General features: G+C 40.4%; 10 protein-coding genes and 1 pseudogene. All 11 read right to left on the reverse strand.

What is annotated here, in order from left to right:
* Positions 1–90: 90 nt before the first annotated feature.
* Positions 91–453, reverse strand: coding sequence for a phage holin family protein (locus AB5754_RS09185; protein WP_368250827.1), 363 nt, complete (start codon positions 451–453; stop codon positions 91–93).
* Entirely contained in the window at positions 453–767 is a 315-nt protein-coding gene (locus tag AB5754_RS09190) for a PspC domain-containing protein (RefSeq protein WP_311833166.1), read from the reverse strand. Before AB5754_RS09190 ends, AB5754_RS09185 begins: the two co-directional genes overlap by 1 nt.
* Positions 768–926: 159 nt before the next feature.
* Positions 927–2474 carry a daptomycin-sensing surface protein LiaX gene (gene liaX / locus AB5754_RS09195; RefSeq protein WP_368250830.1) on the reverse strand — a complete coding sequence of 516 codons (1548 nt, stop codon included), beginning with the start codon at positions 2472–2474 and terminating at the stop codon, positions 927–929.
* A gap of 301 nt (positions 2475–2775) precedes the next feature.
* Positions 2776–3453 carry a phosphate signaling complex protein PhoU gene (phoU, locus tag AB5754_RS09200; protein ID WP_311833164.1) on the reverse strand — a complete coding sequence of 226 codons (678 nt, stop codon included), beginning with the start codon at positions 3451–3453 and terminating at the stop codon, positions 2776–2778.
* Positions 3454–3474: 21 nt separating this feature from the next.
* Positions 3475–4233, reverse strand: coding sequence for a phosphate ABC transporter ATP-binding protein PstB (gene pstB / locus AB5754_RS09205; RefSeq protein WP_368250832.1), 759 nt, complete (start codon positions 4231–4233; stop codon positions 3475–3477).
* 11 nt (positions 4234–4244) lie between these two features.
* Positions 4245–5048 carry a phosphate ABC transporter ATP-binding protein PstB gene (gene pstB / locus AB5754_RS09210; protein ID WP_311833162.1) on the reverse strand — a complete coding sequence of 268 codons (804 nt, stop codon included), beginning with the start codon at positions 5046–5048 and terminating at the stop codon, positions 4245–4247.
* A 14-nt stretch (positions 5049–5062) separates the two neighbouring features.
* Positions 5063–5947 (reverse strand): phosphate ABC transporter permease PstA, encoded by an 885-nt coding sequence (gene pstA, locus AB5754_RS09215; protein ID WP_311833161.1) that lies wholly within the window; start codon positions 5945–5947, stop codon positions 5063–5065.
* Positions 5944–6912, reverse strand: a complete 969-nt coding sequence (gene pstC / locus AB5754_RS09220; RefSeq protein ID WP_311833160.1) for a phosphate ABC transporter permease subunit PstC — start codon at positions 6910–6912, stop codon at positions 5944–5946. Before pstC ends, pstA begins: the two co-directional genes overlap by 4 nt.
* Positions 6913–7085: 173 nt before the next feature.
* Positions 7086–7940 (reverse strand): phosphate ABC transporter substrate-binding protein PstS, encoded by an 855-nt coding sequence (locus AB5754_RS09225; RefSeq protein ID WP_368250833.1) that lies wholly within the window; start codon positions 7938–7940, stop codon positions 7086–7088.
* 142 nt (positions 7941–8082) lie between these two features.
* Positions 8083–9531: a cardiolipin synthase gene (gene cls / locus AB5754_RS09230; RefSeq protein ID WP_368250834.1), complete on the reverse strand. Its 1449-nt coding sequence runs from the start codon at positions 9529–9531 to the stop codon at positions 8083–8085.
* A 201-nt stretch (positions 9532–9732) separates the two neighbouring features.
* Positions 9733–9950, reverse strand: a pseudogene (locus AB5754_RS09235) (cell division protein FtsX); the annotation flags it as partial.

Here is a 9950-nt window from a genome sequence, read left to right on the forward strand (position 1 = left end):
TAAATCTTTCCTCATAATAATTGTATCATGTTTTGATTTTGAAAATAGTAGAAAATACAAAAAAACCTCCTCTCGATTTGAGAAGAGGTTCTACTCTTGCTTGTATTTGTCTAAGGCATGCTCTGTGACGATTAAATTCACAATGGACATGATTACCGCTACTAACAAAGCGGAGCCAAAGGAGGCAAAGCCAAAATTAGCAGTTCCGACCAAAGAAGAAGTAAGCTTCAACATCCCACCATTGATCACAAAAGTAAACAAGCCTAGACTTAAAACATTCAATGGCAAGGATAAGATTACTAAAATTGGTCGTAAAATACCATTTAGAATCGACAGGACAAAGGCCGCAATGACTGCTGTTAACAGACTAGCCACATGAAACTGACTAGGCAAAAGAAGAGTCAAAGCGATAAATGTCACTGTATTTACCACTAAACGCTGGAAGTACGTCATTAGAAGTCACTCCAGTCGTCATCATCGATTTTTTCGGCTTCTTTTGGTGGTTGTTGACGAAATTGCTTGTAGCTGCCTTTCGATCCAGAACGGTATGGATTACCTGGGTTGGAACGATGGCCTCCTTTAGCTGAAGGAATCACCAATGCCAAGACGATGTACAATAACACGCCAGGAAAACCGGTTGTCACTAAGGATAAGAATACGTACAACACCCGGATAATGGTGGCATCAATGCCAATGAATTCGGCAATTCCACCTAGGGTCCCGGTCATTACTACGTTTGTTGGAGATTTTGTTAAAGTCTTTCTCATATTTGCTCACCTCTATCCTCTCAAATTTTACCGTATTTCAAAGGATTTTTCATCTTTTTTCCAATAATCATTGGATAAATTACTATCTTTACAATGAGTTCAAAAGTCGCAGTGGTGAATGATTCCATCCACTCACTGCTCACTTTTGTCCTCGGTTTCTTATTGATCGGTATCTTTTAATAAGATATTTCCTGTTGTCGTGGAAAGTTCAATTTGTGCCCAACTATCTTCTGCTTGCCGACGAAATTGCAAGAGTTGATTCATCTTGGCTTTTTTCTCCCGTACAACTTCATAGTTGCTCATGCGAGAATTAATTTTTCCGAGACTGGTTTTAGCTGTTCCTTCTAAACCTAAGTTTGGTGATAGGGCAGCTTTCACAGTACCATTGACAGAACTAGCGTCGATTTTCTTCAAGTTAGTCCCAGCAAAAGTCAGGCGGATATCTCCATTAACTAACGATGCTCCAATGGTTTGTGGTGTGGTTTTCACCGTGATATTCCCATTGACATTTTCAATGATCGTATCCATGATTTCCCCACCTGCTAAAGTGATATTGCCGTTCACACCATTGATTTCTAGCATTGTTGCCGTCAAATCTTTGAAATCCATATTGCCGTTTGTCGATTGGGTGTAAACATCTTTGGCTTCCAAATCTTTCATTTGAACATTACCATTTAATAGTTTTACAGCCACATGGTCATACATCCGATTTGGTAAATAGAATACCAAGTCTGCCCGTACTCGTTTATTTGGCACGTGGAACAAGATATGATCATCATCTACTTCCATACGGCTGCGTTCGTTAAAGGCATCCAGTGGCGTTGAGCCCTCCATCTTTCCATAAAGAGTGATTTTAGCATCAACTTTAACGAAATCTTCTTCCCAAATTGCAAAATCCACATTTCCGTTTGCCACTTTCACATCCAAAATCGTTGCATCACTGGCATCGAATTCAAAGCTGTGATCAAATTTGGTATTCGACACGCCGGGAACTTTAACATTGATGTCTTTCCATTCCACATTGTCATTCACCGTTTGAGAAACGGCAGAAAAAGTGTGCTTCAATAAGCGACCAATTTGACTCCCGGCTTCTGCCATCTTTTCGCCCGCTTGATTCAAAGCATCGGAAGCTTGATCTTTCCAATCATCATTGAATTTGCTGCGAAAATCGTCTTTCATCTGAGTCCACTGATCTTTTTTCAGTCCTTTTAACTGCGTTTCTAAATCTGCTTTTTCGTTTTCCAAATCTTCTTTAGAAAGTTCCAAAGCTTTTAATTCAGCTTCTAATGCTTGTCTTTGAGCTAGCTCTTCTTCAGATAAAATATCCAACTCTTCTTTAGTATTTAGTTCCATTAATTTGCTTTGGGTGTCAATTAATTGGCTATCTAAACCAGTGATTTCTACATTCAACTCGTCTAATTCGACAGAAGTCCGATTGGCTTCAGTTGCCAAATCATCCAAAATCGCATCGAGATTTTTTTTATCTGCAGTTTTCTGGTCTTGTATATCTTGAGTGAAATCTTTTTCTTCAGGATCTTCTAATAGACTATCGACAAAATCTTTCTTATCAGCAATTACTTCTTCATTGGCCTTTTGAATGTGTTTTTCACCTTTTTCCTTGGCTAGGCCTTCTAGTAGGTCTAAGGCTTCTTCCGTTGAGAGTACACCTTTTTTTACTAAGTCTAATACTCGTTCTCGTTCATTCATGGAAAATGAGCCTCCTTGATTGTATTTTTTTGCAAGTTCATCTTACATTGCTATTATGCCAAGAAAACGAGAAAATGTCATAGGACTAAAGACCGAACTTTTCCCCAACTTGAGGCGGATAATCGAATGAATGGGTTTAAACGAAGACAAGCTGGGGACTTATGAGCTTTTGGTAAGTTCAGTTAGCGCTCTATAATTCGGAAAACAACTCATTTTTCATAGAAATCAAATTCAAAACAAAAAATCCCAAAAAAATACTTGCCCGCAATGGACAAGTATTAGGGAAGTTTGTTTTAAACGACTAGAAGGCTTCGTCACGGTTGGTGTTTAACTCGGTTATTTTCCCAGTAGCAAGATAAACAATCCACTCACAAATATTGGTTACATAATCGCCAATGCGTTCCAAGTATTGGGCTACTGATAAATAGTCGCTTCCGCTAATGACGGTTTCGGGATTTTCTTTCATGGAATCAATGGCTTGATGATAAATTTGGTGATAGTAGTCATTAATCCGCGTGTCCATATCCGCAATCAACCGAGCATCTTTTTCATTGGTCTTCACGTAGGCGATTAAAACGTTGTCTACCATTTTTTTTACGTAATCACTCATATCAGAAATTTCTTTTTCAATTTCCGGAATCCGGGTTTCCCCTTTAACTCGAATGGTGGATTTCGCAATGGATACCGCGTGATCAGCCATGCGTTCTAAATCAGAGCTCGCTTTCATTACCGTGATAATCATGCGCAAATCAGTAGTTACCGGCTGTTGCAAGGCAATCATTTCAAAGCTCTTCTTCTCCAAGCGCACTTCCATATCATTGATTTCCACATCGTGATCAATCACTTCTTGAGCCAGTGATTTATCGTGTTTAATATAAGCTCTTACCGATTTATGGACGGCATTACTAACCATCATCCCCATCTCATAAAACTGATTGTGAAGATTTAACAACTCTTCTTCAAACTGTGTCCGCAACATAACCATACTCCTCACTTTCTGTTAGCCAAAACGGCCGGAAATATAATCTTCTGTTTCTTTTTGTTTTGGTTCTAAGAAAATCTTCTTTGTATCATCAAACTCAATCAAATTCCCTTCTAAGAAAAAAGCGGTCTTATCGGAAATTCGGGAAGCTTGCGACATATTGTGGGTCACAATAATCATCGTGTAACGCTCTTTTAAATGAAACAGCGTATTCTCAATTTTCCCTGATGAAATAGGATCCAAGGCGCTAGTCGGTTCATCCAATAAAATAATCTCTGGATCTACGGCTAATACCCGAGCGATACACACTCGCTGTTGCTGACCGCCGGATAGTGACAAAGCGCTAGTGTGGAGTTTGTCTTTTACATCATCCCACACGGAGGCGGCTTTCAAGCTTTCCTCCACCACTTGGTCCAGTTTTTCTTTGTTTGTTTCTCCTTTTAATTTTAACCCATAGATGACATTTTCGTAAATGGAAAAAGGAAATGGATTTGGTTGTTGGAAAACCATGCCGATTTCTTTTCTGAGTTCCACAATGTCTTGTTTCGGACTATAGATATCGTTGCCTTTGTATTGTACATTTCCGGTAATCGTCACACCAGGAATTAAATCATTCATGCGATTTAACGTGCGCAAATAAGTGGATTTGCCACAGCCGGAAGGACCGATTAAAGCGGTGATATGATTTTTTTCAAAGCCCATGGAAATGCCTTTTAAGGCTTCTTTTTCGCCATAGTATAAATGTAAATCCTGTGATGAAATCAGTGGTTCAGTCATCTCCATCCTCCTTAACCAAAGTGTCCTGAAACGTAATCTTCAGTGGCCTTAATTTTGGGCCGGGTGAAGATTTTTCGGGTTTTATCGTATTCCAACACGCTACCTAGATAGAAAAAGGCTGTATAATCGCTGATCCGTGCAGCCTGTTGCATATTGTGAGTCACGATGATAATCGTATAGTTTTCTTTCAAGTTGACTAGGGTTTCTTCCACTTTACCAGAGGAAATCGGATCAAGAGCCGAAGCAGGTTCATCCAATAATAAAATATCTGGTTTCATCGCAATTGCTCGGGCAATACACAGCCGTTGTTGTTGTCCACCGGATAGTGCCAAAGCACTTTTATTCAAGTTGTCTTTGACTTGATCCCACAAAGCTGCTTGTTTCAAACTGGATTCGACAATTTCATCTAACTTTTGTTTGTCTTTTTCTCCATGGCGCTTCAATGCAAACGTAATGTTTTCATAAATTGACTTACTAAAAGGATTTGGCCGTTGGAAGACCATGCCAATGCGTTTGCGCATTTCGTAAACATCAATATCATGACGATTGACATCCACGTCTTTGTACATGATTTTACCAGTAACACTGGTACCAGAAATTCCATCATTCATTCGGTTTAAAGAACGCAAATAAGTGGATTTTCCAGAACCAGAAGGCCCGATTAATGCAGTGATGTTATTTTTTTCAAATTGTAAATCCACCCCGTGAATGGCTTCATTTTGTCCGTACCAAACTTTTAAATCTTCAGTATATAAGGCCACACTGTCATCTTTGTCAAAGGTGATCAAATGGCGATCATTCATATCATAACTCATTGATTTGCTCCAATCTATGCAGAAGTCATTTTCTTATACAGACGTTTGCCCACAGCGCGAGCGGCAAAGTTAAACAATAAAACTGCGATAATCAAGACCGCAGAAGCACCGGCAGATACGGCTTCTCCATCTGGCATGGTACCTTCTGTATTGATTTTCCAAATATGCACAGCCAATGTCTCCGCCTGACGAAAAATACTAATGGGACTAGAGACGCTTAATGGATTCCAGTTGGAAAAATCCAAAGCCGGAGCACTTTGTCCAGCAGTGTAAATCAAGGCTGCCGCTTCCCCGAAAATCCGCCCAGAACTTAAGATAATCCCCGTTAAAATTCCCGGAGTAGCTTCAGGAACCACGATACGCAATACCGTTTCCCATCTGGATAAGCCTAGGGCCAGCCCGGCTTCTCGTTGGGTGTAATGAATCGCCCGTAATGACTCTTCTACATTTCGAGTTAACAAAGGCAAGTTAAAAAAAGTCAGAGCTAAGGCGCCAGAAATAATTGAAAAGCCATAGCCGAATTGAATAACGAAAATCAAGAATCCAAAGAGACCTACCACAACCGATGGCAAAGAACTTAAGATTTCAATGGACGTACGAATCACATCAGTTAGCCAATTTTTCTTAGCGTACTCTGATAGATAAATCCCCGCCCCTAGCGAAATGGGAAAACTAATCAACATCGTAATCAACAGCAAGTAAAACGAGTTAAACAATTGAATCCCAATCCCGCCGCCTTCTTGATAGGCCTTTGAAGGCGAGGTTAGAAACTCCCAAGAAATATGAGGTACCCCACGCACTAAAATATACAATAAGAGCGCCGCTAATATTAAAACAATCGTACCGGAAATGGCATATAAAATCCCAGTAGCAATTTTATCCGAGCGTTTTGCGTTCATTTATTAAAAGCCCCCTTCTTGCCGATTAAGCGGATGATAATATTAAAGATTAAAGACATCAGTAATAAAATTAAAGCCAAGGACCAAAGTACGTTGTTTTCCACGGTACCCATAATCGTATTCCCAATTCCCATGGTCAAAATCGAGGTTAACGTTGAAGCTGGCGTTACTAAAGAATTTGGCATTAAAGCCGCATTCCCGATAACCATTTGAATCGCTAAGGCTTCCCCAAAAGCCCGGGCCATACCAAAGACCACTGAAGTTAAAATTCCAGGGATTGCTGCTCGTAAGACTACTTTGTAAATGGTTTGCCAACGAGTAGCCCCTAGTGCTAGTGAAGCTTCTCGATAATGCCGAGGTACAGCTTTTAAGGCATCTACCGTCATCGTGGTCACAGTTGGTAAAATCATAATAAATAAGACAAAAGTTCCGGCTAAAATCCCAAAACCAGTACCACCAAAGACAGAGCGCACAGCCGGTACAATGACGGACAGCCCAATAAAACCGTATACTACAGAAGGAATCCCTACTAAGAGTTCAATAACTGGTTGTAAGATTTTTTGTCCTTGTTTCGGCGAGATTTCCGTCATAAAAACCGCTGCCCCAATGGCAAAAGGTGTGGCTACAATCGCTGACAAGAAAGTCACAATAAAAGAGCCGGCAATCATCGGTAAAGCCCCTACTTGAGGTTTGCCATCAGCGCCTAATTGGCTAGGATTCCAATCCGTCCCAAAAAGAAAGGAAAAGACATTCACTTTATCCTTAAAAAAAGTTGCCAAACCTTTACTCGCTACAAAATAAAAGATTGAAACCACCACAAGCACGATTAAAGCGATACATAAAAAACTGATAATCTTTCCTCGCTGCTCCATGCGGGCACGCTTTGACTTGGTCAAGAGCGCTTTTTTCACATCTTCCTCCAAAATAATTCCTCCTTTATTTCCTAACCTCAGCGAAAAATTCATTTGTTACGCTGATTACTTTTTGAAAAGCTAGATTCAAAAAAAGCAGCCGACCCAGCCTCTTCACGCCTGTGGCGGTGAAGAGCACGCCATGTCCCACTGCTTTTTTCCTACGATTTTATTTTAGGAGAGCAACATCAATTTCCCATAAACTTATTGTAAATTTTGTGTAAAGATTATTCAATCACATTGCCTTGCCAGTCTCGTTCTACCTTCATGGAAGACACTGGAATGTAGCCTAATTCCCCTACAATTCCTTCTTGCACTTCTTTTGATAAAACATAGTCCAAAAATTCTTTAGTTAGGCTGTCAGGATTTTTCTTGGTATACATATGTTCATATGCCCAAATTGGCCAGTCATTAGTAGTGACATTTTCATCTGTGGGAGAGACCCCATTTAAGTTTAACGTCATTACATCCTCTGTGACATAGGAGAAGGCCACATAACTAATAGCTCCTGGAGTATCCGCAACAATTTGGCGTACCATGCCACTGGAATCTTGTTCTTGAGCAGGAATGGCAGTTTGGCCATCTAAAACCCATTTTTCAAAAGTTCCTCGGGTACCAGAACCTGCTGCCCGGTTTAAAATTACCACAGCTTGATTGGCACCACCAACTTCTTGCCAATTGGTAATCTCCCCTAGGAAAATCCCTTTTAGCTGTTCCATGGTTAAATTGGTAACCCCAACTTTTTTATTCACAATGGGGGCAATCCCTACTGCAGCTACTTTATGATCCACCAGTTCTTCGGCTTTAATGCCACTTTTTTCTTCCGCAAACAAATCGGAATTGCCGATTTCCACTGCACCAGATTGAACTTGGCTTAAACCAGTCCCACTCCCGCCACCTTGTACGTTAATAAACTTGCCGGGATTTTTGGTTTGATATTCTTCCGCTACGGTTTCTACTAAAGGTTGTAAAGCAGAAGAACCTACTGCGGTGATTGATTCGCCCCGGTCAATCCACTTGGCACAGCCACTTAAGGCCAGTAAAGTAATCAATCCTAAAGCGAGTATTAGACGTTTTTTCATTCATTTGCTCCTTCATCCATCTAGCCTGTCCGTTCTTAAAAGAGAAAACAGGATCTTTTTTTGTCCGGGACATGCCGCAAACAACTTCATTCTACCAAAAACTCTGGCCCTTGCAAATTGCAAATGACTGATTCAATTATTTTTACAGCAATGGTGAAACTAAGCGCGCTAAGCCTTCTTTTAGCTTAATGACAATCCCCCGCTGGTTGTATAATTCTTTTGTTAATTCCTGACACAGCAGTCGATCTGCAAAAAAGGCCTGACGTACTTCTTGAGCCATAGTAGCATCATATAAAATACTGTTTACCTCAAAATCTAAGCGGAAAGAACGAACATCAATATTAGCAGAACCTACTGAAGCTATGCCTTCATCAATCACCATGGTTTTAGCATGAATAAAACCATTTTCATAAGTTGCCACAGAAGCTCCGTACTCCAACAGTTCCGCTGCAAAGGAATAGGTCGCCCAATATACTAAAGGGTGATCCGGCTTATTGGGAATTTGTAAATACACCTTTACCCCAGACAATAAGGCCAATTTTAGCGCTTCATGAATGGAGCCATCGGGAATATAGTAAGGTGTTTGAATTAAGATTTCTTTTTTTGCCATATTGATCATCTTTAAATACGTCATTTTAATCTGTTCATACTCAGAATCTGGCCCACTGGTCACCACTTGCATAGCGACTTTTCCTTGAGACTCAATTTGGGGAAAGTAAGCTGCAGCATAGGAAATTTCTTCTTTGTGTTGAGAATTCCAATCCATCAAAAAACGGTTTTGCAAGCTATAAATTGCTGGACCGGCAATCCGCAGATGATTGTCTCGCCAATAGCCAAATTTTTCCACTAAGCCTAAGTATTCATCCCCTACATTAAAGCCTCCAGTATACCCGATCTGACCATCAATCACCACAATTTTCCGGTGATTGCGGTAATTGATTCGGGGGTTGATATAAGGCACAAACAGTGGAAAGAAAAAGGATACTTCTCCACCAGCTGCTACTAAAGGGTCAAAGAAATGACGTGCCACTCCATTTGAGCCCCATGCATCTAATAAAACTCGAACTTTTACGCCTCGTTTTGCAGCAGCTACCAATGCTTCTCGCACTTCTAGGCCTAACTGGTCGCCACGAAAAATATAATACTCAAAATGAATATGATCATAAGCTTGATTGATATCTTCAATCAAAGCGTCAAATTTTTTACGACCATCTGTAAACAACTGCACCTGATTATTGGTAGTATACAAGGCTCGCTCGTAAACCGTGAGCATATAAATCAGTTGCTTGGCGTCCACACGAGCCGTAGGAGGATGGGGAAATAGGTCTCGCTTTAGTGCTTGACCTTGTTCTTCAATTTCCACATTCATCCCAATTTTGCCTTGCATCTTCAAGTCAAAAATCTTATCTTTGGAAATTCCCCGGCCAAAAAAGAAATACAAGACAAATCCCACCACTGGTACAAAGCTCAAGACTAAAAGCCAAGCCCAGGTTTGAGCCGTGTCCCGACGTTCTCGAAAGACAATCACCAATGATAGCAAAATATTTGCTAGTAATAAAATCGTAAATAAATTCTCCGTAATGACTGCCATCTTCGGCCCCCCAACAACCTTCTCAACTTTAGCATAACGAACTTCACAAAACTTGTAAAGTTACAGGGTAGGAAATGGCATAATAAAGCAGACAGCACTCTAGATTGCAAATGACAAAGCATTTTTCTTTGCATTTTCAATCCAGCTACTGCCTTATTAAAGCTAAAAAAAATCCTGCCAAATGACAGGATTCTACTATTTTTAAACTTTTAAGAAACGGCGCATAGATAAGACCGACCCCAGTGAACCAATGATAAATCCAACGGCTAAAAGCACGATGGAAATTTGCCAACTGAAGTTTCCAGGCTGCACCATACTGTAATTGGAGCGCAAGAGAATGGGATTTAATACCGCGTAAACTTGTTGGTAGCCAAAGACCATTAACGCTACGGGAATCAATGAACCAATAATCCCAATCC

Origin of the sequence: Enterococcus sp. 2201sp1_2201st1_C11_2201SCRN_220225, assembly GCF_040925905.1 — a bacterium.
GTDB lineage: Bacteria > Bacillota > Bacilli > Lactobacillales > Enterococcaceae > Enterococcus_C > Enterococcus_C asini_A.

What these genes read in the sequence shown, in the direction of transcription:
- pstA (WP_311833161.1), bottom strand. Translation starts at nt 5,947, where the DNA reads ATGAACGCAAAACGCTCGGATAAAATTGCTACTGGGATTTTATATGCC.
- AB5754_RS09225 (WP_368250833.1), bottom strand. Translation starts at nt 7,940, where the DNA reads ATGAAAAAACGTCTAATACTCGCTTTAGGATTGATTACTTTACTGGCC.
- liaX (WP_368250830.1), bottom strand. Translation starts at nt 2,474, where the DNA reads ATGAATGAACGAGAACGAGTATTAGACTTAGTAAAAAAAGGTGTACTC.
- AB5754_RS09185 (WP_368250827.1), bottom strand. Translation starts at nt 453, where the DNA reads ATGACGTACTTCCAGCGTTTAGTGGTAAATACAGTGACATTTATCGCT.
- phoU (WP_311833164.1), bottom strand. Translation starts at nt 3,453, where the DNA reads ATGTTGCGGACACAGTTTGAAGAAGAGTTGTTAAATCTTCACAATCAG.
- pstB (WP_368250832.1), bottom strand. Translation starts at nt 4,233, where the DNA reads ATGACTGAACCACTGATTTCATCACAGGATTTACATTTATACTATGGC.
- AB5754_RS09190 (WP_311833166.1), bottom strand. Translation starts at nt 767, where the DNA reads ATGAGAAAGACTTTAACAAAATCTCCAACAAACGTAGTAATGACCGGG.
- cls (WP_368250834.1), bottom strand. Translation starts at nt 9,531, where the DNA reads ATGGCAGTCATTACGGAGAATTTATTTACGATTTTATTACTAGCAAAT.
- pstB (WP_311833162.1), bottom strand. Translation starts at nt 5,048, where the DNA reads ATGAGTTATGATATGAATGATCGCCATTTGATCACCTTTGACAAAGAT.
- pstC (WP_311833160.1), bottom strand. Translation starts at nt 6,912, where the DNA reads ATGAATTTTTCGCTGAGGTTAGGAAATAAAGGAGGAATTATTTTGGAG.